This window comes from Cognatundibacterium luofuense (assembly GCF_018139685.1).
GTDB classification, from domain to species: domain Bacteria; phylum Pseudomonadota; class Gammaproteobacteria; order Burkholderiales; family Burkholderiaceae_D; genus Undibacterium; species Undibacterium luofuense.
The window spans coordinates 115246-141660 of record NZ_JAGSPN010000009.1 but is presented as its reverse complement, the minus strand read 5'-3'; the positions used below and the strand labels follow the sequence as shown (position 1 = coordinate 141660).

Here is a 26415-nt window from a genome sequence, read left to right as displayed (position 1 = left end):
GCAAAGATCTTAAACTCAAAACTCTTCCCAAGAACCGTCTGCATCATTTTTCACAGATGCTGCAACGCTTGCCTTTTTTGGATGATGTGCCAGAGTTGGTTTTGATACATCCCTTCTTACGATATCCTGCCTGATGGAAACAGGGCTAACTGATGCATTAAATTGCTCATTCATTACTTTGAAAACACTTACAGCCTGAGCCAGTGCCTGCGCTTGCTCTTCAAGACTTTCCGCTGCTGCTGCAGCTTCCTCAACTAGAGCAGCATTTTGCTGAGTCATTTCATCCATCTGAGCAATTGCTAAGTTAACCTGCTCAATACCAGCACTCTGCTCCTGGCTGGCCGCGGAAATTTCGCTCATAATATCTGCAACATGCTGAACACTTGTTACGATTTCTCCCATTGTCTGCCCGGCTTCATCAACAAGCTTACTACCTTCATCAACTTTTCCCACCGAATCACTAATCAGCGACTTAATCTCTTTTGCAGCACTGGCACTGCGTTGCGCAAGACTACGAACTTCAGCTGCGACAACTGCAAAACCTCGCCCCTGCTCACCTGCACGAGCTGCCTCCACGGCAGCATTTAAAGCAAGAATATTTGTCTGAAAAGCGATACCGTCGATAACACCAATAATATCAACAACCTTACGGGAGCTTTCTTTAATCGAGCCCATTGTTTTAACAACTTCGTCAACGACCGCACCGCCTTTAGTTGCCACGTTAGTCGCAGACACTACTAGCTGATTCGCCTGGCGAGCATTATCAGCATTTTGTCTGACAGTACTCGTCAACTCCTCCATTGAACTAGCAGTTTCCTCCAATGAACTCGCCTGAGATTCTGTCCGACTGGAAAGATCCGCGTTACCGGTGGAAATTTCTTTTGCAGCAACTGTAATCAATTCTGTACCAATGCGGACTTGCCCAACAGTGGCGGCGAGTTTGTCGTTCATATCTTTCAATGCTGCGAGCAAGCGTGCGACCTCATCGTCTCCTTCGACAACAACGGTACTACGCAAATCTCCAGCAGCCACCGTTTCAGCCAGAACAACTGCTTCATGCAATGGATTAACGATACTCTTTGTAATGACCAGAGCAAAAACGCCACCAACAAGGATTGCAACGATCAATGACGTATATAAAACATAACCAAGCCTGCTACCTTTTCGCTCAGCATCTTCAAAAATAACTTTCGATGCATCCGTTTGTAAATCGACAAGCTTATTAATTTCCTGGATAGATTTTTTACTTAATGGCTCGAGAATACTGGAAATTACCTTTACAGATCCTTCAGCATTAAATGCCATCGCTTGCCCAATAGCATCTTTAAATGGTTGAGCCATTTCATTATCAATTTTTGCGACTTCTGCCAATATCTGGTTTTCCTGCTCACTAAGTCCCAGCGATACAAGTTGGGCTTTTGCCTCTTCGTATTTTTTGCGCTGACTCTTAACTTTTTCCTCTTCTTTTTGCATATCCGAAACATCGGATTGAATTCCGATGTTTCGCATAGCAATGCCTGACTCATAAAGGGATGATTTCAACTGATTTGCCAACATCTGCTTCTGACTGGCAACACTAAGGGATTCACTGACAGTCTTCCTGGTTGATGCATTCATCGCATTGATAAACAACATCAAGATAGAAATACCTACAAGGATTAATCCAAATGCAAACGTCAGCCTCTTACCAATTTTTAAAGTACGCAGGTTCATGTTCTCCTCCAGTTCCTTTGAATTGTGTTATCAGGAGTTTTCTACCAATGCCATTTCCGGACTAAGCATCAATCTATCAATATCAACAAGTATCAGCAGACGCTCATCAAACGTTCCCAAACCGATCAGAAAATCTGTGCTGAAAGTTGTGCCCATTTCAGGTGCAGGACGGATTTGATCATTTTTGAGTGTAGTTACATCTGAAACACTGTCCACAACCATGCCGACAATCCTTCCGGAAATATTCAGAATGATGACAACTGTAAATTGGTCATAAATAACATCGCCCAATGCAAATTTAATTCGCATGTCAACAATAGGCACAATGATTCCGCGTAAATTAATCACACCCTTCATAAATACAGGCGCATTCGCAATCCTTGTTACTGCTTCATAACCACGAATTTCCTGAACCTTCAGGATGTCGATACCATACTCTTCATTCCCCAGCGTAAATGCGAGATATTCATGCGTGGCCGCATCTGCAACGCTATTTGCAACCTGCAATTCAGAGTTGTCTGTCATCGAAATACTCATGATGAATTTTGCCTATTAATTTGCACTTGCTCTTGTTATTGCTGGCACATCCAGAATCAAAGCAACACCGCCGTCACCCAAAATTGTTGCCCCGGAAATACATGGCACTTTCTTATAATTTGATTCAATATTTTTTACTACGACCTGCTGTTGTCCGACAAGATCATCAACAAACAATGCTGCTTTCTTACCGTCAACTTCAACAATGACCACAATTCCCTCCGATGGCAAACTATGAATAGGGTTCAAATCAAAAATTCGATATAGCGGTATTAAAGGCAAATACTCATCCCGAACTTTGACCACCTGACTTTTACCATTGATATCTTTAACATCGTCCATTGACGGTTGTAACGATTCAACGACATAGTTCAAAGGCAATATGTAAATTTCTTCACCTAGCTTCAAGGACATGCCATCAAGAATCGCCAATGTCAGTGGCAATGAAATTGTGATGGTGGTCCCAAATCCTTTTGCCGATCGAATGTCTACGACACCGCCCATTGCCGTAATATTTCTTTTAACGACATCCATACCCACGCCACGGCCAGACACATCAGTAACAACTTCTGCAGTCGAAAATCCAGGTGCAAAGATCAGTTGCCAGACGTCGGAATCTGACATTGAGTCAGGTGCATTAAGCCCATTTTCACGGGCCTTTGCAAGAATCCTGTCCCTGTTTAATCCGCCGCCATCATCGGATACTTCAATGACAATATTTCCTCCCTGATGGACTGCTGACAGGGAGAGGCGCCCTGTTTCACTTTTTCCTCCAGCACTACGGATAGTTGGCACTTCTATTCCGTGATCAATACTGTTTCGAACAAGATGTGTCAGGGGATCGACGATTCTTTCAATCAATCCTTTATCCAATTCCGTTGAAGCACCATAAGTAACAAACTCAACTCTTTTACCAAGTTTATGTGCAAGATCTCTCACCATACGAGGAAAACGAGAAAATACGTAATCCATCGGCATCATTCGGATCGACATCACAGCTTCTTGTAAATCCCTTGTATTGCGAGACAGATGAGCGATGCTGCTAAGCAAACGTTCATTTATGATTGGATCAAGATGCTGGGTACGCTGCTCTATCATTGCCTGCGTAATCACGAGCTCGCCGATCAAATTAATCAATTGATCTACTTTTTCAATACCGACACGGATAGTTGAGGACTCAGAGTTAGCATGCGCTTTTTCAGGTTCCTTTTTAGCCGCCGGTTTTTTTTCATGGACTATTTCGATCGGCTTCTCCGAAATAACAGAGCCCGCATCCTCAATCGGTGGGAACATTTGATCCAAAGGCTCAAAGAATCCATATCCCAACTCGTCTTCAGAGAGCTCTTTTGGCTGCTCCAGCAAATCAGGTTCTTCAGAGATTTTCAGCGCATCAGGATTAAGAATAAATGAACAAATTGAAATAATGTCATCAGCCGATTCATTTGTCTTGAGATGCAAGATTATTGAGTCAACTGTATCTGGCTCTCTTGATATTACGCCCAGCAGTCCGAGCTCAGCCACCAAGGCCTCAGTATCTCCCTGGTTTACTTTTGGCATTTCAATCTTAAATGCCGATTTAAAATCCGTATCTATATGCAAATCTTCTACTACAGGAGCAGGTGGTGGTGGCGGAGCATCGAGAGACAATGATTGCAATAACATACGCACATCACCTACTGCATCTTGGTCTACCGGGCTTCCATTCCTGTGACCATCTAATTGCATTTTTAAGATATCTTTTGCTGCCAGAAATGCATCGACATGTTCAGAGGTCAACGCCATTTCACCTTTGCGGATTTTATCCAGCAAAGACTCAAGGACATGGGTGACATCGGTCATATCATTTAAGCCAAAAGTCGAGGAGCCCCCCTTAATTGAGTGTGCCGTTCTGAAAATCGCATTCAAGTCTTCCGGATCAGGAGTGGACGCGTCGACTTCCAGCAACAATTTTTCCATCTCAGCCAGCAATTCTTCGGCTTCATCAAAAAAAACCAGGAAAAACTGACTCATGTCAATTGTCATTATCGAACTCCGCTTTCAGCAATTTCATCGGAAAAAGGCTAAATTTAGCCAATTACCTTTTTCACAACTTCCGTTAACTTTTGAGGATCAAACGGCTTAACCAGCCAGCCATTCGCACCAGCAGCTCGCCCTTTTGATTTCATCTCATCACTTGACTCAGTTGTGAGCATTAAAATCGGTACTCGCTGATAAGTTGGCAATCCGCGTAAAGACTTGATAAGGGTTAAACCATCCATTCTTGGCATGTTTTGGTCGGTCAGCACAAGATCTACTACTTGATTTCGAGCCTTTTCAAGACCATCCTGACCATCTACCGCTTCAATTACCTGATAGCCAGCCGCTTTTAAACTGAAAGCGACCATTTGTCTAAGGGAACCAGAATCGTCCACAGCTAAAATTGTCTTGGCCATATCTACTCCATCTACTTTATGTAAGGCAAATGCCTGAATTCCATCAAAAAAGTTCTATATCACCACTATCTAAATGATTCTGATGCACGGCTTTACGTAACACTGTCTGAAGATCATTACTCTGTTTTTCTAGTCGTGCGATTGCATTTAGCAGGATTTGTTCGATATTTTCATTAATTTCTTCGCTTGCTGACTGTCCACTTTCGGCGCCAAGCAGATTCAATACTTCACGCAGTCCTTCACATCTTTGAATTGTGCGTGAGATCAGCTGACTTGTGAGATCCTGAAACTGAAGACTAGTAACAGCTGCATTTACATGCAGCCCTATTTCGTGCTGAATTTCACGGATTTTTTCGATACTTTCGGGGGGGACATTCCCAACATTTATCAGCACATCGATTTCTTGCTGTTCTTTTAAGACAGCTTCATGCATTGCCATGAAACTGATTCCAAGCTTTTCGATTGCCTCACCAAGCAACAAGGCCGTCTGAGTCAGATCCGTCTCTACTTCAAGCAAATGCGTACGCCCGTGATCAGAAACTCCTGAGAGCAGCTGCTTTACCTGAGATCCAATTAATTTTTTTTCTGACATCTCTGAGCATCCTGTCCGAAATTAATAATATTACTGATCGACAGTGCTATTTCTCCGATTTTACGGATACACCCGCTCCGGAATCCGCCTGACTGGTTACCTCAACGGAACCACCATCCCTGCTTACAGATTCTTCGGTCTTTTTATTCATAACAATAATACTGATACGGCGATTAATTGGATTAAAGGGATCATCTTTATCAAAAAGTACCGAAGATGAAAGTCCAACCACACGCATTACCTTTGCATCATCCATCCCGCCATAAATCAACTCTCGTCTGGATGCATTCGCCCTGTCAGCTGACAATTCCCAGTTACTGTAGCCTTTTTCCCCAAGGCCGTAAGGAGTCGCATCGGTATGGCCAGATAAACTAATTTTGTTTGAAACTTCGTTTAACGCTTTACCAATTTCATGCAAAATTTCACGAGTATAAGGTTGCAACTCAGCACGCGCTAATGCAAACATAGGCCGATTCTGCTCGTCAACCATCTGAATCCGTAACCCCTCCGTTGTAATATCAAGCAGCAGTTGTTTTTTATACTGTTTCAGTGCAGGGTTTGACTCAATCAGATTCTCAATTTTCCCTTTTAATTTTTGCAATCGTTCAGACTCTTCTTTCGCCAATGCAGCTTCAGCTGCTTGTAAGCTATATGTTTTCTTAGGAGAGTCGATATCACCTTTTCTGTTTTGCCCCTCACGCATGCTGAGATCTTTACCGCCGCCTTTAATCACACTTGAGCTATCACCGCTGCCGTCACCACCCGACATCGCAACTTTGAGCGGTGTTTGAAAATACTCGGCAATCCCCTGAAGATTTCCTTTTGCGGTAGAACCAAGAAGCCACATCAGCAAAAAAAATGCCATCATCGCCGTTACAAAATCGGCGTAAGCAATTTTCCATGCACCACCATGATGTCCTCCACCATGCTTCTTAATACGTTTTACAATAATCGGTCTTACTTCTTCGTTAGCCATTTAAACTCTCACTTACACCAGGCATCACTTCGACTTCGATTGTTTAATGTGCTCTTCTAACTCACGGAATGATGGACGCTCTGTTGAATAAAGTACTTTTCGACCAAATTCAACAGCCAGCGCCGGCGCATACCCATTCAAACTTGCGAGCAAAATCACTTTTGTACATTGAAATGTTTTTGCTGATTCCTCGTTTTGCTGTTCGATCAAACTGGCAAGTGGGCCGATAAAGCCATATGCAAGCAAAATGCCGAGAAATGTACCAACCAGCGCATGAGCAATCAATATTCCCAGTTCTGCCGGAGGAATACCAACTGACTCCATTGTATGCACCACTCCCATTACGGCGGCGACAATACCAAATGCAGGTAAACCATCACCTAATTTCGCGATGAAATGTGCTGGTACAGCCGCTTCGTGGTGGTGCGTTTCCAGCTCGTTATCCATCAGATTTTCTATCTGAAACGCATCCATATTGCCGGACACCATCAACCGCAAATAATCACACACAAACTCCATCAGATGATGATCATGCACAATAGACGCGTATTTACTGAATAATGGGCTGTCTTCTGGTTTTTCGATATCACCTTCGATAGACATCAAACCTTCTTTACGCACCTTGGTGAGAACATCAAACATCATCGTCATCAGTTCCATATAAAGTGCTTTTGTGTACTTTGAACCCTTAAAAATGCTCGGCAACGCTTTCAGGGTCGCTTTCAGACTTTTAGCGTTATTACCTACCAAAGACGCACCAACTGCAGCCCCCCCAATCATCAACAGTTCGAGTGGCTGAAACAAAACAGCAAGGTGACCGCCGGACATGACGAATCCACCAAACACAGAACCGACAACAACGATATAGCCAACGATGACTAACACAGATAAACCCCCTCTGTAGAAACGCATTATTCATATCACTAGCGTCAATCATATCAGCCAGATCAATAGGAATCATGAAAAAATGCAAGAAATTGATACTAGCGCAGGAAATATTTCCAATTCCCAACACACGATTTCCCTACATTTTCCACACATACAAGAATGTGCCCTCTTCTACACACTGTATTTCAAAATCCGCCTTTCTTCCATCAACATTAAACTCATAACTGATAAATAATGTTCCATGCCGCATTTCTGCCAACGCTTTCGCCCAAACACTTTGCATTACAACAGGCGACAAATAAGTGTAAACAACATCGAACTCTGTGAAACTGATGTGCTGAAAATCACCAAGCACGAACTCAACGTTTCTATGTTTTCCAATTTTTGCGAAAAGTGCTGAAATGAAAAATGGCATCCAGGCTAACTCAATGCCACGAAAATATGCGGATGGCATCTTTGATGCCAAAGGAAACAACACCTTCCCGAACCCCGAACCTACATCTAAAAACTTAAATGAAGCTATCGGAAGGACAGGAGTGAGTAAATCTGTGATGTTGTCTGGTGAGGGGAAATACGGAACCCGACTTCGGAAAGTCGCGCCGTATATAGTGAAAGACAGTATGAAGATCAGCAGGTAATACCAATGATCCGTTATAACAAACAGAGACGCCAAAAATAGGAATGGCGCAAAAAAACTCATCAGCACCCACCACCGCTCGAGCCTCAACAGGCGCGCTACGGCTGCACTTAGCGCCGCTTGCACCAACAATAGAAGCAGTGGCGTAAAGGGGAATTTACTACGAAAATCAAATTGCAACGCCGGCAGAAAAAGAACCGACGCGATTAATATCTGTGTTGCGAGTACTGTTAATGCGGAACGAAACCGAATCCAAGCAGAGCGCTTGCTAGACAATACAAACTCCTTAATTATTAATTAAGCAACCATCGCCAATTCCCCCTCTTTTGACTTTTTAGTTTTGCCTGCACGAGAAGGAACATGACAAAGTCCACAGCGAAACTCGTTGTGCAAGTCGAGTGAATGTGCCACGAAATGCCCACCACATTCTGAACATTTCGCAAAAGTCAGCATTTTTCCATCAAAAAACCGAACCAAAGTCCAAGCACGAGTCAGTGACAATACGGCATCATCAGGTGAAACACAACTGACCTGTTCCAAATAAAGCCGGTAAGCTTTAATGATTGCGTCAATCCCGGAAATATCCGCATGCTCAACAAGGTAGCGATAAATATTCATAAACAGTGACGAATGAATATTTGGCTGCCAAGTCATAAACCAGTCAGCGGAAAATGGAAGCATACCCTTTGGAGGAGATACGCCCTTCAACTCTTTGTAAATTTTGAGCAACCGCTCCCGCGAAAGACTGGTCTCTGATTCTAGTAACTGCAGACGAGCACCAAGTTTCACTAATTCAATTGCGAGTTGAATTTCATTTGCTTCATTAACCACACTTTTGCCAGCCATCACACTCTCCTTCAACTAACCAGTGAAACCTGCAAGAAACTATATTACTGAATTTCTTCGACAGGTTGCGCCGCCATCAGAATGGCTGCATGAGAATGGGCCAGTGAGCGCTCTTTATTATAGTTTGTCAGCATGCAAAGAATTGCGCTGTCGTCGAAGCGAAACCTAGCAAGCATCATATTTGAACCTGCAAGCTTCAAAATTTGAGAGTTATTGAGACCTTCTATCAAATCAGCAATCTCTTTGCTGATACCAAGGCGAAAGATCGCCGAAGCCTTATCAGCACGAATCATTTGCTGCGCGAGCATCAGGTAACTGAGATTTGCATCGCGAATTTCAGCCATCATGTCATTTTGTGTCATTTTTAAACCCTCCTATCTGGATTCAAAGGGATTTCATTGCCGTTGAGACACATTGTGCGCAAGCCTGAAGATTGAGAATATTGGACAACTTCCGTATTTAAACCCAGAAAAACAAAAAGCCACACGTAGGAATATATCCTACATGCAGCATCTCTCGATTAATCAGACTCCAGATTTCCGAATAATCTCTTTATTTTCAACTACTTAGAGCAAGTTACACGGCATATAACTTCACTCTCAATTTATTTAACGGCACTAAAATCCAAAACTTTAGGGGTTGACGCTAAAAATATTTTTGACTCTGTTTGTATTAACGGCGCAACTTTCCAAAACTTTAGGCTTACATGAAAATATTTTTAAAAACTTTTAACTCCTGTGATTGTTAACGGCGCCCTTTCGTGAAACTTTAGGTTTCAAAGTAAAAAAATCCGCAAATTGCGGATTTTTTAGCCATAACCTGACTTACGACTGTCTCCACAAACACGGCTGCTTGTTTTGCTTATCAAGCCCATTCAACAAATTACTATGATCATCCAGTTCAGCCTGCGATGCAGGCATGACAATAATTTCTGGCAAAGGGGCCGAATCATCTTCGATAACCTGAAGGCTACTCTCCGGAGTCTCATCAACATCCATCATCAGACTATTCTGACCTCTCGACATCGCCAGAAAAACGTCTGCAAGTAATTCGGCATCCAGTAAAGCGCCATGCAACTGGCGATGCGTGTTTGATATTCCGTAACGATCACACAAGGCGTCAAGAGAATTCCTTTTACCCGGATGCAACTCTTTAGCTTGCACCAGTGTATCAGTCACTCCCGATACGTAATCGTCAAAACACCCAAGGTTTAACCTGCTAAATTCGGCATTCAAAAAACCCAAATCAAAGGGTGCGTTATGAATAACAACCTCTGCACCCTGTATGTACTTTATGAATTCGTCGGATATTTCTGCAAATTTTGGCTTGTCAGATAAGAATTCTGTAGTCAGTCCGTGAACCTGTAACGCTCCCTCCTCTGAGTCGCGCCCTGGATTAATGTATTGATGATAATTATTTCCGGTTAACTTGCGATCAATTAGCTCCACACACCCAATTTCAATTATCCGATTTCCATCTCTCGGATTAATACCCGTGGTTTCTGTGTCTAACACGACCTGACGAATCTGTGGTTTCATTATTTTTTGCATATCTTCTAGTGCTTAAGCCAGGTAATTTTGATCACCCGGCATCCCGACTCTCTGTTTTGCTCAGAACAGTAATCTGCATTCATTCCGATACCAGCCGCAAATAAAGTACCGGATTGGTTTGAAACTAAAGGCAATTGCATTCTGGTTGGTGCGGGGATACCCGCATCCTGATACAAGTGCTTAAGCGATCTAGACGGCCGCCCAACACCTATCCGCATCCGCTCCCCCCCCTGACGCCAATGCAAAGTAAGCAAATAGCCCGCCAACTCAAGCTCAGGTATTCCGTAGTCCGAATACTCGAACACCAAACGTCCACGGAATTCCGGAAAGCTGATTTCATTGTGTGAGTCCCAACAAAAACAACGAATCACCCCCCTGCTGTCCAAGTCATCTGGCAATTCAGACTGAAAACAAACTAAATCTCGATAAATGTAGACATACCCATTATCTATACCGATCCTGACTGACTGATCATTACTAACGGAAATGACCTGGCGCACAATCTCAGAAAGTTTTAACTCGGACGGCATCTGCACCGAAATTGATTTTAGCCAGCAGCGAAAAACTTGCATACGCTTTGCAGGAGATAAATTACGCAGAGCACTTCGGCTTAAACCGTCATCAACTCTGCACGAATTAAACTCCGCAGAAACATATTCAGCAAGTAAATCGGATGCCTCATTAAGCAATCTGCCACTTCGAGCGAACGCCTCTAGCGAACCCGGGCGTATTGATTCCAAAACGGGCAAGACCTGGTGTCGCAAAGCATTACGAAAGAACTTCGGGTTATCATTCGACTCATCAAATATATATTTGCAGCCGCATTGCGAAACATACGATTCAAGCAAATCACGCCGAACATCCAACAAAGGCCGAAATACGCGGACTCCATTAGTGCCCGCCAGCGGAAAATCTGCTTCAGCGCGCATACCACCTGCACCGTCAAGTCCGCTTCCACGCAACATTCGAATGAAAATAGTCTCAACCTGATCGTCCAGGTGGTGTGCAAACAAAACTGTTTCGATGCCGCTTTCTATCGCCATGTCTTTCAAAGCGACATAACGCTGCCTACGGGCTGCAGCCTCCAGGCCATCACCAGTTTCGTTAACCGTAATTTTTCTTGAACAAAACGATATTCCCATTGAACGTGCTTGCCGGTGGCAATGGTCCAGCCAGGAATCTGCGTTAGGACTCAATCCGTGGTGCACATGAAATGCACTCAGCGCAATTTTTTTCTGCGCACAATACGCAACAGCCAAATGCAAAAGGGCTGTTGAATCCAGCCCCCCGCTAAACGCCAGTGCCAATTTCAGTTCGCCGCCACTGACTGATACATGCCGCGAAATGTAATCATCCATCCGCTGACAGAATTGCTCTGCCAGCGCCGCACTTAATTCAACGTCATTCATTCCGACGTATTTGTTTCCTTGAACTTACCATACGCCATCAGTTTCTCATGGCGTGCAGCTAGCAGGTCACGAGTTTTTACGCCCTGGAACTGTCTCAAAGTATCAGCTAAGGCACGCTTCACGAGTGCACACATTTGCTTAGGATCTCGATGCGCACCACCCAAAGGTTCATTAATAATTTTATCGATTAAACCGAGCGCCTTGAGACGGTGAGCCGTCAAGCCAAGTGCCTCAGCGGCATCAGATGCACGATCAGACGTTTTCCAAAGAATCGAAGCACATCCTTCAGGGGAAATAACGGAATACGTCGCATACTGCAACATCAGAACGGCATCACCAACTGCAAGCGCCAGCGCCCCGCCTGAACCACCCTCGCCGATAATTGTTGTAATCAATGGTACTTTAAGCTCTGCCATGACATAAAGATTGTGACCAATCGCCTCAGATTGTCCACGTTCTTCTGCGTCGATACCAGGCCATGCACCGGTGGTATCAACGAATGTAAATACGGGAAGACCAAATTTCTCAGCAAGCTTCATCAAGCGCATTGCTTTACGATACCCCTCTGGCTTAGGCATCCCGAAATTACGTAATGCCCGTTCCTTTGTATCCCGCCCTTTTTGGTGACCAATCACCATACACGCCTGACCATTAAATCTGGCAAGACCGCCTACAATCGACTGATCATCAGAAAAAGTACGATCTCCGTGCAGTTCATGGAAATCTGTGAAAATCTGATTCACATAGTCCATTGTGTACGGACGCTGAGGATGGCGGGAAATCTGGGAAACCTGCCACGGTGTCAGCTTTGCATAAATATCTTTCGTCAGCATCTGACTCTTTTTCGACAGCCTCTCGATTTCTTCCGAGATATCTACCGCTGAATCGTCCTGCACAAAGCGCAGTTCTTCGATTTTAGTTTCAAGTTCAGCAATAGATTGCTCGAAGCTCAGAAAAGTCGTTTTAGTCATCGTGACTCCTTCACTCTACACGTGTTGTTGCTGCCATCATCGCATGCAATCCGGGTAGGATCGCGACGCAGATCAACAAATATTGTCTCTCATCCAGGCAGTAAATAGGTAAAAGACGGAATGAAATTCCATAAATCTTTTTTGACGGACGAGATTAGATATCAAAAACAGGGCATCTGTCCAGCCTAGAATACTTCCTCGAATTCATAAACCTGTGCATATCTGATGTACTTTCATTAAATAAATTGCAGGTACTGCACAAAATTGATGTATTACCAACTGATTCTGCCTAAATACGACCAGCCTCAGAACTTATTTGATAAGATGCTGTGATTCGTAATCTGTGCCTTTCAGACGCACGGTTTATTCCTAAGTAATAATCAAATTAATGAAACGCCAGCCTACTACAAGCATGAAACTCAGGAATCTCTTTTTGCTTTCTGCCGTCAGCAGCAGTCTTTTATTTTCAGGACTCAGTTACGCTGATGACGCTACTGATATCAGCCGCCTGCTGCGCACAGGTCAGACCGCCGAAGCATTGCAGCGTGCTGAGGCAGGACTTGCATCTAAACCGAAAGATGCGCAGTTGCGTTTTCTGAAAGGTTTGATTCTTACGGAACAAAACAAAAATGGCGACGCCATTGCTGTTTTCACCAAACTGACCGACGACTATCCTGAATTGCCGGAGCCTTATAATAATCTGGCGGTGCTGTATGCAGCAGCCGGTCAATATGATAAAGCACGGGCAGCACTGGAAATGGCAATACGCACCAATCCAACCTATGGTACAGCGCACGAGAATCTCGGCGATGTGTATGCAAAGCTGGCAAGCCAGTCCTACGATAAAGCATTGCAGCTTGACTCCAATAATGCCACAGCAAAACTCAAGCTGACCATGGTGCGTAATCTGGTAGGAAATACCAGCGGAGGCACAAATCCTAAAGTTGCTGCCAACAGCGCATCGGCGGTTGCCAGCGCTCCAAAGCCTGCTCCGGTAAAAACCGAAACCGAACCGGCAAAAGCTTCCGATCCTGCCAAAGCCAAACCGGCTCCTGAACCAGTCAAGGTTGCCGAAGCACCTAAAGTGAAACCTGCGCCTGCTGTAACACCGGACAAGGATGAAGACGAAGTCATGCGTGCGGTAGAGAACTGGGCAAAAGCCTGGAGTACACAGGATACATCTGCCTATCTGAATCATTACGCGAAAGATTTCCAGACACCAAAAGGCGAATCGCGTAAAGCATGGGCTGATGAGCGCCGCAGCCGCATTGAAGGTAAAGGCCGTATTTCTGTCAAAATTGAATCGGCAAAAGTATCCGTTGATGGCAGCAGCGCTTCTGTCAGCTTCCGCCAGATTTACACCTCAGACAAACTAACTGCGAATTCCCGCAAAACTCTGGTTCTGACACGTCAGGATGGGAAATGGCTGATTAAGCAGGAAAAAGCAGGCGGCTGATGTTTTCGTTTTTATCCGCTTCAAAGGCGCTGGTAAAGCCAGCGCCGGTTTTTTTTCGTCACTCCGTTATTACGGGTGTACTGATTTCCTCGTTTCTGGCTGGTTTTTACAGCAATGCTCTTGCAGCAAAACGCAATACCGATTCAGTGAGTTCGGTTACGCAGCCATCCGGCGTCAATCCGGATCAGTTGCTGATCGAAACTTATCAGGCCTTATCTAACAATCAACTGAATCAGGCGGAGCAAAAAATTGATGCTTTGCTTGCCGCATACCCGAATTACCAGCTGGCTCACTTGATTCGCGGTGACTTGCTGCTGATGCATACGCAGAAAGTGACTGGTTTCGGCGCAATGTCTCACGTGCCGCCGGACAAACTGAAAGAGTTGCGGGATGAAGCCGCGGCACGCCTGAAGGCCATTCAGTTTCGCCCAGGCCCGAATCAGGTTCCCCGATCCGTCCTGCAGTTAAGAGACGATCAGAAGCAAGTCATTGTGATTGACGCTAAAAAATCGCGACTCTTTCTGTTTGATCATCTCGGAAACCAGCAACTGCAACTCCGCAGCGATCACTACATCAGTCAGGGAAAATTCGGCGTCGACAAGCTCAAAGAAGGCGACCAGAAGACGCCACTTGGCGTGTATTACATTACCAGCCGCTTATCAGGAAGCAAATTACCGGATTTTTACGGTCCCGGCGCATTGCCACTGAACTATCCGAACGAGTGGGATAAAGTCAATGGCCGCAGCGGCTCCGGTATCTGGCTGCATGGTATGCCGTCCAACAGCTTCAGCCGCCCTCCGCTGGCTTCCGATGGATGTGTTGTACTGACCAATCCGGATTTTTTAAATATTGCGGCGCAAATTGAGATCGGGCGTACACCCGTGGTGATTGCGGAACAGCTGGAATTTACCAGCCGTGAAAAGCTGCAACAAGAACGCCAGCAACTTGCGCAAGTACAGGAAAGCTGGCGCCTGGATATGGAAAGCATGAATGCGAACCGGATTTTTGCGAACTACTCCCGCAATTTCCGTTCACCGCAGGGCGAAGATTTAAATAGCTGGTTTGCCAAGCAACGCCCGTCCTGGGAGGGCTGGAGCAACCCTGTTGTAAAACTGAAAGACATTACACAGTTTCGCTACCCTGCACGTGACGAAATGCTAGTCACCACGTTTACGATGGAACTGAGCTCCGGTCGCTCACACATGAGCACACGGAAACGTCAGTACTGGATCAAAGAAGCCACCAAATGGCGCATTATTTACGAAACCAATGTCTGAGGAGAACCAGATGAAATTATCCCGCAGAATCACTATCGCAACACTGATGCTGGCCTGTGCTTTTCCGGCAATAGCGGCTGACCAGCCACACCCGAAAGTGTCGCTGAAAACCAATATGGGTGAAATCGTGATCGAACTGGTGCCTGAAGCAGCGCCGGTAACGGTTGAGAATTTCCTCAAATATGTGCGTTCAGGTCATTACAAGGGCACCTTGTTTCATCGCGTTATCGACGGCTTTATGATTCAGGGTGGAGGCTACACCAAAGGTTTAAAAGAGAAACCAACCGGCAAGCCGATTCCGCTTGAGGCTCGCCGTGCGCTGGAAGCCGGATTGAAAAACGACATCGGCACTATCGCGATGGCACGTACTCAGGACCCGAACTCTGCCTCCGCACAGTTCTTTATCAACGTGCGTGATAACGAATTTCTGAATCATCAGATCCTGCCCGATGGTGATCCGGTTGAATTTGTTTTCCGCGGCACACCAATCGTCAAACCACGCGCTCAGGCGCTGATGGCGACTGCCGGCTATACGCCGTTTGGTCGCGTCATTAAAGGGATGGATGTCGTCGAAAAAATTAAGCTCGTCGAGACCGGCAGCACTGGCGGCATGCAGGACGTTCCGAAAAAAGACGTCGTCATTGAATCCGCGACTGTAATAAAATAAGACTTTCGTTTGAAATTTTGTAAAGGACAATCATGGCCGTATTACTGACCACCAACCATGGCAACATGAAAATTGAACTGGATGCTGAAAAAGCACCGAAAACAGTTGCAAACTTCCTCGCTTATGTCGAGTCCGGTCATTACGACAACACGATTTTCCATCGTGTTATCAATGGTTTTATGATTCAGGGTGGTGGTTTTGCTCCGGGCATGAAGCAAAAAGACACACAAGACCCTATCGAAAATGAAGCAAAGAACGGTTTGAAAAACGAAATGTACACGCTGGCAATGGCACGTACGTCGGCTCCTCACTCCGCTTCTTCCCAGTTCTTTATCAACGTCGCTAACAACAGCTTCCTGGACTATCCGGGTCAGGATGGCTGGGGCTACTGCGTATTCGGCAAAGTGACTGAAGGCACTGACATTGTCGACAAAATCAAAGGCGTTAAAACAACACGCGCAGGCATGCATGCTGACGTGCCGGTTGAAGATGTCGTCATCATCAAAGCTGAAATCGTCTGATCTGACTGACAGGCTTTGATTGTGACTGAACACGTTTACTCCTGTTCAGACATCAGTACAGCGCAACCCTCTGTGGTTGCGCTGTTTGTTTCTGATGTCCATTTATCGGCAGATATACCCGCGACCACACACGCTTTTCTGCAATTCCTGCAGGGGCCTGCCCGCGCTGCGCAGGCGCTGTATCTGATGGGGGATATGTTTGAGTACTGGGTAGGTGATGATGATATCAATGACCATTACCATCAATCCATTTGCGCTGCCTTGCTCGACTGCACAAACGCAGGAATTCGTCTGTACTGGATGCATGGAAACCGTGATTTTCTGGTTGGTGCGGATTTCGCTGATCGCTGCGGTCTGCAATTGCTGCCCGAAACACAGAGCTTGCGCGCCGGAGATAAAACCATTGTCATTACGCATGGTGATGCGGAATGCACCGGCGACCTGGCTTACATGCAGTTTCGCAAGCAAGTGCGCAACTCACAGTGGCAACAGCAGTTTTTATCACAGCCATTAGAAAAACGGCGTGACATTGCAAAGCAGATGCGTGCCCAGAGTCAGCAAAAACAATCAGCTGCAATGGTGCTGAGCGATGTTGATGAAGATGCGGTAAGCAGCTTAGCTAAGGCGCATCAGGCACACATTCTGATTCACGGCCACACACACCGCCCTGCCCTGCATCAGTACGCAGACTTCAGCCGTTATGTGCTGCCTGACTGGGATTGCGATCATGCGGCCAGTCCGCGCGGTGGCTGGCTCGCATTATTGTCGGATGGCGGTCTGCAGGCTTACGACGTTCACGGTGAAGCAATACAACTGCCAGTCAACCGGCACACTGCTTAAACTTCCGCCAGACATCCTCCCTGAATCCGGATCTGTCGCACACAGCGTGCGGCAATTGCCGGATCATGAGTCACCAGCACCAGCGTGGAGCCGAACTCCCGGTTCAGACTAAACATCAGCTCCATCACGGCCTGCCCTGTTTGCGCATCGAGACTACCGGTCGGTTCGTCGGCGAACAGAATTGCCGGACGTGTCACAAAAGCCCGCGCCAGCGCTACCCTTTGCTGCTCACCGCCGGATAAGAATTTCGGATAATGCTTCAGGCGCTGCCCCAGACCAACCTGCTCCAGCATCGCCGCTGCTTTGCTGCGCGCATCCGGATCGCCGCGTAACTCCAACGGCAGCATGACGTTTTCCAGAGCGGTTAAATGCATCAGCAACTGAAACGATTGAAAGACAAAGCCCACATGCTGTTTGCGGAACACTGCACGCTGGTCTTCTGTCAGTGCAAAAATATCCTGTTGCTGCAGCAGAACCTGACCACTGCTCGGCAGATCCAGTCCGGCCAGAATACCGAGCAAAGTGGATTTACCGGAACCGGAAGCACCAACAATCGCCAGCGATTCTCCCTGCATCACGTTAAAATGAATATCCTTCAGAATCTCCAGCGATCCGCTGGAATCCTGCACGGTTTTGTGCAGATGACTGACTTGTATTGCTAACCCGTTTGTTAACCCTGCGTTTTCTGTCATGCTGACTTTCCTGAAAAAATACGTTCGCGGTATTCCTGTTATTTTTGTGTGGCTAGGGCTGCTGGTAATGCCAGCCAGCGCACATTCTGCCGGAAAAACCCTGCTTGTGCTTGGTGACAGCTTATCGGCCGAATATGGCTTACCACGCGGTAAAGGCTGGGTCGCTTTGCTGGATGCCCGGCTACAGCAGCAGTTTACCGGCTGGCAGGTCAGCAATGCCAGCATCAGCGGGGAAACCACTGCCGGAGGCAAATCCCGCTTGCCCGCATTACTGAAACAACATCAGCCGGATATTGTGATCATCGAACTCGGCGGTAACGATGCCTTACGCGGACTAGCGCTGGAGCATACCGAAAACAATCTGCGCGAAATGGTGCAGGCATCAAAAAAAGCCGGTGCCAGCGTGTTGATTCTGGGTATGCGTATGCCGCCGAATTATGGCAGCCAGTACACAGAAAAATTCAGTGCTTTGTTTGCACAGGTCGCCCGACAGGAAAAAACTGCGCTGCTGCCGTTTTTTCTCGACAAAGTAGCGGATAAGCCGGACTGGTTTCAGGCAGACCGCATTCACCCGAATACGCAGGCACAACCACAGATGCTGGACAATGTGTGGCCGCATCTCGAACCTTTGCTGAAAGCCAGAAAGAAATGAAGTATCCGGAATTGCTGACGCTGGAAGAAACGCTGGCGCAACTTGATCAGTTTGACGGCATTATCGATGCCCGCTCCCCGGCTGAATACGCTGAAGATCATTTGCCCGGCGCAATCAATTTACCTGTACTTGATAACGAGGAACGTATCCGCATCGGCACCATGTATAAACAAACCGGTGCATTTGAAGCCAAGCGTCTGGGTGCTGCGCTGGTTGCGGCGAATATTGCACGTCATCTGGAAAATCAATTACAGGACAAACCGCGTGAATGGCGGCCACTGATTTATTGTTGGCGCGGCGGTAACCGCAGCGGATCGATGGCCCATATTTTTGCCCGCATCGGCTGGCCGGTTGCGCAACTGCAAGGCGGCTATCAGTCTTTCCGCCGCCGTGTGCATGCGGAGTTACCGCAGCTGGTGTCACAAGTCAGCTGGAAAGTCATTTGCGGGCCGACCGGCAGCGGTAAATCTGCGCTACTGGAAACGCTGGCAGCACAAGGTGCGCCGGTGCTGGATCTGGAGCAACTGGCCAGTCATCGCGGCTCTTTGCTCGGGGCATTACCGGGCACGGTGCAGCCATCGCAAAAGCAGTTTGAAAGCCAGATCTGGTTACGACTGAAACAAGCTGCAGGCAAAACCCTGTATGTGGAATCGGAAAGTAAAAAAGTCGGCAATCTGCGCGTACCGGATTGTGTGATGGAAGCGATCCGCGCCGCTGAGTGCGTATTCATTGAAGCGCCGTTTGAGGAGAGAGTGCGTTTCCTGTGCGACAGCTATCCGCACTGGATGCAGCAGCCGGATGTGTTATGCGAGCGCTTATCGCATCTGGCAGTGCAGCACGGGAATCAGCAAGTGCAGGTATGGAAGGAGATGGTTCAGCAGGCTGCCTTCCGCGAACTGACGGCTTCGCTGCTGGAGCAGCATTACGATCCGTCCTATCGCAAGTCGATGGCGAAGAATTTTGGCAAGTTGCAAACGGCGCGCACGATCTCACTGGCCGATTTGCAGGCAGACAGTCTTCAATCTGCAGCCATGCAATTGATTCATCAGAGCTGAAGCCTCCCGCACTGCAAGTACCACAAGCGCCATCGCCAATGTAAGCAAGGGGATGGCGCTGACAACCACACGAACCAAGCTCAACGGAACTCAGAGAAGCCCGGAGAACCTTTTTCGCACCAAATTTGTGCGAAATGCGGTATTTAGCAGAGTAAAAAGTGGCTTTTTCATGGACGTCCGCATGAACTCTGGCTCTCCAAGGGGGTATCAAAACAGGTAAATGCGGATTTCTGCACAACCGAGAGCTGATCAGCCCTCTTTATCATCCAGAATACGCTGCCCCTCATCTTCCAGATTTTCAAACTGACGGCTGTTAATCGCCCACCAGAACACTGCGCCAATCGCAAACACCAGTAACAGACTGACCGGCACCAGCAAATACAAAATATCCATGCATTACTCCGTAGCGTCATCGGTCAGCTGATATTCCGGCTGCGACAACAGATATAAACGCAGCGCATTCAGCACCACAATCAGCGAACTCAGCGACATACCGAGCGCCGCATGCCAGGGTTCCAGCCAGCCAATGACGGCGGCCGGAATAGCGACCAGATTGTACAGAATCGCCCAGCCCAGATTCTCACGGATCAGGCGGAAGCTGTAAGTGGCTGCACGGACACCGTAACTCAGATCCGGCAAACGGTTAGATACCAGCAGCAAATCACTGCGGGTCTGGGAAATCGCAGCGCCCTGCCCCATCGCCACTGCCACATCGGCAATCGCCAGTACAGGGCCATCATTCATGCCATCGCCCACCATCACCACTTTCGCACCTTGCCGCTGCAAGTTCTGCACCCAGGCAAATTTTGCTTCCGGCGTCATTTGCGCATGTGCTTCCTGAATACCGGTCAGCGCGGCAATCTGCGCAACGGGTTCCGGCTGATCACCGGATAACAAACAAATCTGCTTACCGGCGGAGCGAAGTTGCTGCAATGCATCCACCGCGTCATCGCGCAACTGATCCTGCAACAGAAAAGCGGCGAGTACCTGCTGTGCGCTGACCAGCATACTGACCGTTTTTCCCTGCCAGTCAGCTGGCATTTCCGGCATATGCCCGAGCAAACCAGCAACAAAGCGCGGCTGACCGAAACGGTAAGTCACACCATCCACCACTGCCTCAATACCGCCACCGGCCACTTCCTGCATTTGCTGAACCTGCGCCGGATGATTTCCCTGTTGCGCGATCAGATAATCCGCCACCGACCTTGCCACCGGATGATGTGAAGCCGCCGCAATCCCCAGCGCCAGCGGCATCACGATGGCGGCATCGACTTCACATTGCACCGCCTGCACCTGCAACTTACCACTGGTCAGCGTACCGGTTTTATCAAACACAATATGCGTAGCCTGTGCCAGCCCCTGTAAAGCCTTACCGGATTTCACCAGTACACCGTTCTTTGCCATCAGGCCTATAGCGGCCGCCATTACCCCCGGCGTTGCCAGCGATAAAGCACAAGGGCAAGTCACGACAATCACACTGATCGCAATCCACAGCGCACGCTCAGGCTGAATCTGCCACCAGACCAGTCCGCTGACCAGCGCAACCAGCATGATGATCATCAGGAAACGGCTGGCATGGCGGTCTGCCAGCAATACGATTGCCGGTTTTTCACTGGCCGCGCTTTCCATCATGCTGATCAGGTGTCCGAGACGGGTTGCGTGGCCGGTTTGTTCTGCACGCATAATCAGACGGCCTTGCAGATTCACGCTGCCTGCCGTCAGGCTGTCTCCGCTGGCTTTGCTGACCGGATGCGACTCGCCAGTCATCAGCGCCTCATCACAGGCACTGTCACCTTCCAGGACCACGCCATCTGCCGGAATCTGATCTCCCGGCAATACCAGAAGCACATCACCGGTATGCAGCGCGCGGGCATCTGTCAGTTCTTCTTGCTGATGATCAGGATAATTTTTCAGACGCCGCGCCTGTACCGGCTGCAACTGGGTCAGAATGCGCAAGGCACGGGTCGCTTTATGCTGCACGCGCTGCTCAATCCAGCGTGCGCCGAGCAACAGAAACACAAACATAATCGCGGAATCGTAATACACCGCACCGCCACGGAAAGTGGTCCAGACACTGGCAAAAAAGGTCAGCAGAATCCCCAGAGAGACCGGCACATCCATGCCGATATGGCGCAGCTTCAGATCACGCCAGGCAGCGCGGAAGAATGGCAGCGCACAGAAAAATACCACCGGCACTGAAATTGCCATGCTCGCCAGCTTCAGTAATAAATCCTGATCCGGCGTCAGCTCGCCGTCCGCAGTCGGTACTGGTACCAGATAGGAAGGCCAGGCGAACATCATGACCTGCATCATGGCAAACCCGGCAATAAAAATACGTAGCAAGGCCATCCGGTTTTGCTTTCTGACCTGCTCGTCAGCCTCCTGCCCGGCCGGATAAGCGCCATACCCCAGTCCAACAATCGCATTCAGAATGTCACGCAAATCCAGGCGCTGACCGTCATAATGCACCGCTGCGGTATGGGTTGCAGGCTGGATGCGGAAAGACGCAATACCGGGCAATTGTTGCAGACGGAATTCGATCAGTTGCACGCATGCAGCGCAGTGCATGCCGGAAATGGCGAGCTTTTCGGTCAGTATGGAAGAGGCAGGATCAGACAGCGGCGCAACCGGCCCTGTCGCAGAGAGTTGTTCAGACATGCGTTGCTTATTTCCCGGACGGTGCCTGACGCTCTGCCAGATAGGCGTCGGTCAGAAGATTTTTTTCAACGGTTTTCAGGATTGTCAGGCAGCCGCGACAACACACCGGCTGCTGCTGCCCATTGAATGGCACATACAATACCTGACTCTCGCGGGCAGTTTCGCCGCAATGATAACAGGCGATCCTGGCTCCGGAAGATTTTCCGAGGCCGAACCAGTCAAACATGGAAGTCAATACACGCATGGTTGCCTACACAATAACACCACCCTGATGCATGCTAACCGATCAGAACAGATCAGTGTTGATCTGACACAAATACCCGCATTGCACCGGTGATTTGTTAGCAAACAACCTCGCTAAGGTTTGTTTTGCACAAACAAAAAGGCGGTAGCATTGCACCACCGCCTTTCTGAGCACTGCACCATTCATGGGGAGAAACCGAAAGCTTCTCAAACTTCCGCCACAGCGGATCGTTATTACACAGATTGTCAGAACTTCAGATACGAATTACAAATTTACCACTTACAAATCAACTACTCACAAATTTACTTCTGGCAACACATCAACTACATAACGAACATCAATACAAAAGCTACACAACTAACAGGCAAAAACAAATTACCGCGCCTGTGCAACCGGTCAGCCTCGTCAGGGGTAAAACAGCTGGTTGAGGTTAAGAGCCTGAGAACTGCGCCGATCACGCTTCTAATATAGCCCTGTTGCCGCTAACGCCCAAGAAAAATATAGCTATACAATCGCCAGAGCAGATTGAAAAAATCAACTAAATGATTCTGCAGATTAGTGTAACTTGAAGGTTTTATCTTTCAGCATAGTGCTTGCCATGCCGCTGCCAACGGAAGCACCGAATTTCTTCAGCACACGTTCCGGCAACCCTTCCTGACGGGTATAGTCGACGATATCTTCTGCCTTCACGACATCGCGCGCCACAGATTCAACAGTACCAAAACCATCTGCAAGCCCCATATCGACAGCCTTGCTGCCAACCCAGAATAATCCGGAAAAAGTCTCTGGTGTTTCTTTCAGACGCTGACCACGACCTTTACGCACGGCATCAATGAACTGTGCATGAATTTCATTCAGCATGTTTTGAGTGTAGGTCTTTTGCTTTTCTGTCTGAGGCAAAAACGGATCCATCATGCCTTTGTTTTCGCCAGCAGTCATCAGCCGTCGCTCCACGCCGAGCTTGCTCATCAACCCCGAAAAACCAAAACCATCCATCAGCACACCAATGGAACCCACGACGCTGGCTTTATCCACGTAAATAGCATCCGCTGCCGCCGCCACATAGTAGCCACCGGACGCACAGATTTCCTCAACCACGACGTAAAGCTTTTTCGCAGGATATTTGTCGCGCAAACGGACGATTTCGTCATTAATCATCCCAGCCTGCACCGGACTACCACCAGGGCTATTAATTCTCAGAATCACAGCCTGCGCAGTATCATCGGCAAAAGCACGGTCAAGTGCAGGAATAATTTCGGCAGCACTGGCCGTACTATCCTCTTCAATCGAACCAGTCAATTCAACCAGGGCTGTATGCGGACCTGGTGGCGGCGTATCTTCCGCAGAAATATTCTGAAATTTGTAGATTGCACCCAGTGCAACCGTCAGAAAGGCAAACCGGAAAAAAATATTCCAGCGACGTCTTGCCTTCTGTTCCTTCAGTGTTTCCAGTGCCAGTTGTTCCAGCAGTCTGCGCTCCCAACCAGCTTCCTTTTGATCTGTTTGCGGTTTATCTGACTCCAGCATGCTCATATCCTTCAGGCGATCACAGCGGAGACATAATCATCCGGATACCAGCGAACTTGACCTTCAGCCTCTTCCAAGATCAGCTTACGTAAACGACTGCCCTTGCATGGCCCACCCGCACAATAGCCGCTTTCCGGCTCATATACTGCACCATGAGTGGAGCACATAATGTACAAGCCACTGGATTCCAGAAACTCACCGGGTGCCCAGTCCAGTTCGATAGGCACGTGCGCACAGCGATTCAGATACCCATGTACTTGTCCGCCAAACCGGATAACAAAGCCCGTCGCCTCGTCACTGCCTGCAGTAACCGGAAAGCGCACACCTTTTCCACCCTCTTCCAGCGCATCCGATGCGCAAATGAAAACGGACTCCATCCGACTATCTCCTAAAATCTGAAATTTAAGCGTGCTCGTTCAGCCACACATGTAAATCCTGTATGGATTTTGCAGAATACAGCGGCATCATTTCTGCCAGCTCATCGGCCGGATGCGCACCAAATTCCACAGCAACACCAGCGGCACCCGCATTTTTTGCCATCAGCAAATCATGCGTTGTATCGCCGATCATCACAGTGCGGCGCATGTCCTGCCCGAGTTCGCGTGTAATTTCCTGCAACATTGCAGGATGCGGCTTGGAGAAGGTTTCATCCGCACAGCGGGTTGCATCAAAAACCGATGTGAGATTTGCCGTATGCAGGGCACGGCTGAGTCCGACACGGCTTTTGCCAGTGGCAACGGCCAGAAAATAACCTTGCTGAGATAAATCATCCAGCATGTCGCGCACGCCGGTAAACAAAGTCAGCTCATGATCACGGGTCAGATAATGAAACCGGTAACGCTCTACCATTTTGGCGTGCATACGGGAATCAACATCCGGCAACACTGCCTGCATCGCTGCAGGCAGAGACAAACCAATCACAAACGCAGCAGCTGAGTCCGCCGGCACAGGCAAGCCCAGATCTTTTGCAGCAGACTGTATGCATTTGACGATGGTCGGCGTACTGTCCATCAGTGTGCCATCCCAGTCAAACACCAGTAAATCAAATTGTTTTTTTGCCATTTTGCTATGCGGATTCAATCTCTGAACCCGTATTTATCTGTTAATCAGTGATGATACCACTGAACAGCAAATTGCTTTTTCCGCATGGAAATTCAGTGCAAAGATTGCAAAAATGCCTCACATTCCGGAGGCAATGCTGCCCTGACCGTGACCGGTTTTTCAGAAACCGGATGGATGAAGGTAATCTGATGCGCGTGTAGAAACATACGCTTCAGCGCCCCACGGTCCGCAGCGGCTTTTTGCAACGCCTTATTCAGCGTGAAATCACCATACTTATCATCACCCGCGATCGGAAAGCCGCTGGAAGCCAGATGCACGCGAATCTGATGTGTACGCCCGGTCTTCAGCTCCGCTTCCAGCAATGCAAATTGCTGCCATTTTTTCTTCAGAGAAAAAATGGTGTGCGATGGCTGACCACCTTCCTGCACCCGCACGCGGCGCTCACCATCCGGCGTTGTGTATTTAAATAATGGCAACTTCACGTGCTGACGCTGATTTTTCCAGTCACCGGTGACCAGCGCAAAATAACGCTTATCGGTTACGCCATCGCGCATCTGTTCATGCAAATGGGTCAGCGCAGTGCGCTTTTTGGCGATCAGCAAAATACCGGAGGTTTCCCTGTCAAGCCGGTGCACCAGTTCCAGAAATTTTGCATCAGGACGTGCGGCCCGCAACTGCTCGATCACACCGTAACTGACACCGGATCCGCCGTGCACTGCCACGCCTGCCGGTTTATCAATGACCAGCAGTGTCTCATCTTCGAAAAGAATCGGAAATTCGAGCTTAGGTACAACTGCAGGCGTTGCACTAGCAGCAACACGCACAGGCGGAACGCGTACAACATCACCTTCCACAAGACGGTAAAGCTGATCGACACGTCCTTTATTAACCCTGACTTCCCCTGACCGCAAAATCCGATAGACATGACTCTTAGGAACACCCTTACAAATCCTGAGCAGAAAATTGTCTATACGCTGCCCGGCTTCCTCTGAAGAAATCGTCATCAGCCTGACTTGCGGCTGAACTGAAGGCTCCGACATTGATGATGCCTGCTGCGTTTTTTTTTGGTTTTGCAGATTATTTGTCGCTAAGTCCTTCATTTTGAATATATAATCATTTTCGCCTGAGATACTTCAGGCCGTGTAATAGAAATAAACAGCTATTTTACACAGGGGCGGGCCAGACAGCCTCGTCCGTTTGAAAATTAAGCGAA

General features: G+C 48.0%; 28 protein-coding genes. 7 read left to right on the top strand and 21 right to left on the bottom strand.

Annotation, left to right across the window (positions count from 1 at the left end; all coding sequences use genetic code 11):
- Positions 1 to 15: 15 nt before the first annotated feature.
- The 13 genes from KDM89_RS13045 to KDM89_RS12985 all read right to left on the bottom strand — a co-directional run bounded on the left by KDM89_RS13045 (position 16) and on the right by KDM89_RS12985 (position 12551).
- Complete coding sequence (locus tag KDM89_RS13045; RefSeq protein WP_212688351.1) at positions 16 to 1713, bottom strand: methyl-accepting chemotaxis protein; 1698 nt, start codon at positions 1711 to 1713, stop codon at positions 16 to 18.
- A gap of 30 nt (positions 1714 to 1743) precedes the next feature.
- Entirely contained in the window at positions 1744 to 2238 is a 495-nt protein-coding gene (locus KDM89_RS13040) for a chemotaxis protein CheW (RefSeq protein ID WP_212688414.1), read from the bottom strand.
- 27 nt (positions 2239 to 2265) lie between these two features.
- Complete coding sequence (gene cheA / locus KDM89_RS13035) at positions 2266 to 4272, bottom strand: chemotaxis protein CheA (protein ID WP_212688350.1); 2007 nt, start codon at positions 4270 to 4272, stop codon at positions 2266 to 2268.
- A 44-nt stretch (positions 4273 to 4316) separates the two neighbouring features.
- Positions 4317 to 4682, bottom strand: a complete 366-nt coding sequence (locus tag KDM89_RS13030; protein ID WP_212688349.1) for a response regulator — start codon at positions 4680 to 4682, stop codon at positions 4317 to 4319.
- Between the two features lie 43 nt (positions 4683 to 4725).
- On the bottom strand, positions 4726 to 5274 hold the full coding sequence (locus KDM89_RS13025) for a chemotaxis protein (RefSeq protein ID WP_212688348.1): 549 nt from the start codon (positions 5272 to 5274) through the stop codon (positions 4726 to 4728).
- 46 nt (positions 5275 to 5320) lie between these two features.
- Positions 5321 to 6250: a flagellar motor protein MotB gene (gene motB / locus KDM89_RS13020; RefSeq protein WP_212688347.1), complete on the bottom strand. Its 930-nt coding sequence runs from the start codon at positions 6248 to 6250 to the stop codon at positions 5321 to 5323.
- A gap of 24 nt (positions 6251 to 6274) precedes the next feature.
- Positions 6275 to 7135, bottom strand: coding sequence for a flagellar motor stator protein MotA (motA, locus tag KDM89_RS13015; RefSeq protein ID WP_212688346.1), 861 nt, complete (start codon positions 7133 to 7135; stop codon positions 6275 to 6277).
- A gap of 139 nt (positions 7136 to 7274) precedes the next feature.
- A complete protein-coding gene (locus KDM89_RS13010) occupies positions 7275 to 8051 on the bottom strand; it encodes a class I SAM-dependent methyltransferase (protein ID WP_212688345.1) in 777 nt (258 codons plus the stop codon).
- A gap of 21 nt (positions 8052 to 8072) precedes the next feature.
- Positions 8073 to 8621: a flagellar transcriptional regulator FlhC gene (gene flhC, locus KDM89_RS13005; protein WP_212688344.1), complete on the bottom strand. Its 549-nt coding sequence runs from the start codon at positions 8619 to 8621 to the stop codon at positions 8073 to 8075.
- 44 nt (positions 8622 to 8665) lie between these two features.
- Positions 8666 to 8983 (bottom strand): flagellar transcriptional regulator FlhD, encoded by a 318-nt coding sequence (gene flhD / locus KDM89_RS13000; protein WP_189357986.1) that lies wholly within the window; start codon positions 8981 to 8983, stop codon positions 8666 to 8668.
- Positions 8984 to 9445: 462 nt separating this feature from the next.
- Positions 9446 to 10147: a DNA polymerase III subunit epsilon gene (gene dnaQ, locus KDM89_RS12995; RefSeq protein ID WP_212688413.1), complete on the bottom strand. Its 702-nt coding sequence runs from the start codon at positions 10145 to 10147 to the stop codon at positions 9446 to 9448.
- Positions 10148 to 10176: 29 nt separating this feature from the next.
- Positions 10177 to 11580 carry a tRNA lysidine(34) synthetase TilS gene (gene tilS, locus KDM89_RS12990; protein ID WP_212688343.1) on the bottom strand — a complete coding sequence of 468 codons (1404 nt, stop codon included), beginning with the start codon at positions 11578 to 11580 and terminating at the stop codon, positions 10177 to 10179.
- A complete protein-coding gene (locus KDM89_RS12985; RefSeq protein ID WP_212688342.1) occupies positions 11577 to 12551 on the bottom strand; it encodes an acetyl-CoA carboxylase carboxyltransferase subunit alpha in 975 nt (324 codons plus the stop codon). The genes tilS and KDM89_RS12985 overlap by 4 nt, the downstream gene beginning before the upstream one ends.
- Before the next feature lie 433 nt (positions 12552 to 12984).
- On the opposite strand from KDM89_RS12985, the gene KDM89_RS12980 reads away from it, so the two are divergent.
- Genes KDM89_RS12980 through KDM89_RS12960 form a run of 5 tightly spaced genes read left to right on the top strand, consistent with a single transcriptional unit; the run spans position 12985 to position 17312 of the window.
- The gene (locus KDM89_RS12980) at positions 12985 to 14007 is read left to right on the top strand and encodes a nuclear transport factor 2 family protein (protein ID WP_230427847.1); all 1023 of its coding nucleotides are present in this window, start codon (positions 12985 to 12987) and stop codon (positions 14005 to 14007) included.
- Positions 14007 to 15284 (top strand): L,D-transpeptidase family protein, encoded by a 1278-nt coding sequence (locus tag KDM89_RS12975; RefSeq protein WP_212688340.1) that lies wholly within the window; start codon positions 14007 to 14009, stop codon positions 15282 to 15284. The genes KDM89_RS12980 and KDM89_RS12975 overlap by 1 nt, the downstream gene beginning before the upstream one ends.
- A gap of 46 nt (positions 15285 to 15330) precedes the next feature.
- Positions 15331 to 15951, top strand: a complete 621-nt coding sequence (locus KDM89_RS12970) for a peptidylprolyl isomerase (RefSeq protein WP_230427859.1) — start codon at positions 15331 to 15333, stop codon at positions 15949 to 15951.
- A gap of 32 nt (positions 15952 to 15983) precedes the next feature.
- Entirely contained in the window at positions 15984 to 16472 is a 489-nt protein-coding gene (locus tag KDM89_RS12965; protein WP_212688338.1) for a peptidylprolyl isomerase, read from the top strand.
- Positions 16473 to 16493: 21 nt separating this feature from the next.
- Complete coding sequence (locus tag KDM89_RS12960) at positions 16494 to 17312, top strand: UDP-2,3-diacylglucosamine diphosphatase (RefSeq protein WP_329604667.1); 819 nt, start codon at positions 16494 to 16496, stop codon at positions 17310 to 17312.
- On the opposite strand, the gene KDM89_RS12955 is transcribed toward KDM89_RS12960, so the two are convergent.
- The gene (locus KDM89_RS12955; RefSeq protein ID WP_212688337.1) at positions 17309 to 18004 is read right to left on the bottom strand and encodes an ABC transporter ATP-binding protein; all 696 of its coding nucleotides are present in this window, start codon (positions 18002 to 18004) and stop codon (positions 17309 to 17311) included. The two genes, KDM89_RS12960 and KDM89_RS12955, sit on opposite strands and share 4 nt — an antisense overlap.
- A gap of 67 nt (positions 18005 to 18071) precedes the next feature.
- Here KDM89_RS12955 and KDM89_RS12950 point away from each other — a divergent pair, with 67 nt between their 5' ends.
- Both KDM89_RS12950 and mnmH read left to right on the top strand, forming a co-directional pair.
- On the top strand, positions 18072 to 18656 hold the full coding sequence (locus KDM89_RS12950) for an arylesterase (RefSeq protein ID WP_212688411.1): 585 nt from the start codon (positions 18072 to 18074) through the stop codon (positions 18654 to 18656).
- Positions 18614 to 19711: a tRNA 2-selenouridine(34) synthase MnmH gene (mnmH, locus tag KDM89_RS12945; RefSeq protein ID WP_329604666.1), complete on the top strand. Its 1098-nt coding sequence runs from the start codon at positions 18614 to 18616 to the stop codon at positions 19709 to 19711. Before KDM89_RS12950 ends, mnmH begins: the two co-directional genes overlap by 43 nt.
- 249 nt (positions 19712 to 19960) lie before the next feature.
- Here mnmH and ccoS read toward each other — a convergent pair whose 3' ends face one another.
- From ccoS to KDM89_RS12910, 7 genes are all read right to left on the bottom strand, one after another.
- The gene (ccoS, locus tag KDM89_RS12940; RefSeq protein ID WP_189357996.1) at positions 19961 to 20104 is read right to left on the bottom strand and encodes a cbb3-type cytochrome oxidase assembly protein CcoS; all 144 of its coding nucleotides are present in this window, start codon (positions 20102 to 20104) and stop codon (positions 19961 to 19963) included.
- A gap of 3 nt (positions 20105 to 20107) precedes the next feature.
- Entirely contained in the window at positions 20108 to 22369 is a 2262-nt protein-coding gene (locus KDM89_RS12935; protein WP_212688336.1) for a heavy metal translocating P-type ATPase, read from the bottom strand.
- A 7-nt stretch (positions 22370 to 22376) separates the two neighbouring features.
- Positions 22377 to 22613, bottom strand: coding sequence for a heavy metal translocating P-type ATPase metal-binding domain-containing protein (locus KDM89_RS12930; RefSeq protein ID WP_212688335.1), 237 nt, complete (start codon positions 22611 to 22613; stop codon positions 22377 to 22379).
- 555 nt (positions 22614 to 23168) lie between these two features.
- Entirely contained in the window at positions 23169 to 24146 is a 978-nt protein-coding gene (locus tag KDM89_RS12925) for a S49 family peptidase (protein ID WP_212688334.1), read from the bottom strand.
- 5 nt (positions 24147 to 24151) lie between these two features.
- Complete coding sequence (locus KDM89_RS12920) at positions 24152 to 24517, bottom strand: Rieske (2Fe-2S) protein (protein ID WP_212688333.1); 366 nt, start codon at positions 24515 to 24517, stop codon at positions 24152 to 24154.
- A 25-nt stretch (positions 24518 to 24542) separates the two neighbouring features.
- Complete coding sequence (locus KDM89_RS12915) at positions 24543 to 25202, bottom strand: HAD-IIIA family hydrolase (RefSeq protein ID WP_212688332.1); 660 nt, start codon at positions 25200 to 25202, stop codon at positions 24543 to 24545.
- A gap of 92 nt (positions 25203 to 25294) precedes the next feature.
- The gene (locus KDM89_RS12910) at positions 25295 to 26302 is read right to left on the bottom strand and encodes an RluA family pseudouridine synthase (protein WP_212688331.1); all 1008 of its coding nucleotides are present in this window, start codon (positions 26300 to 26302) and stop codon (positions 25295 to 25297) included.
- Between the last annotated feature and the right edge of the window lie 113 nt (positions 26303 to 26415).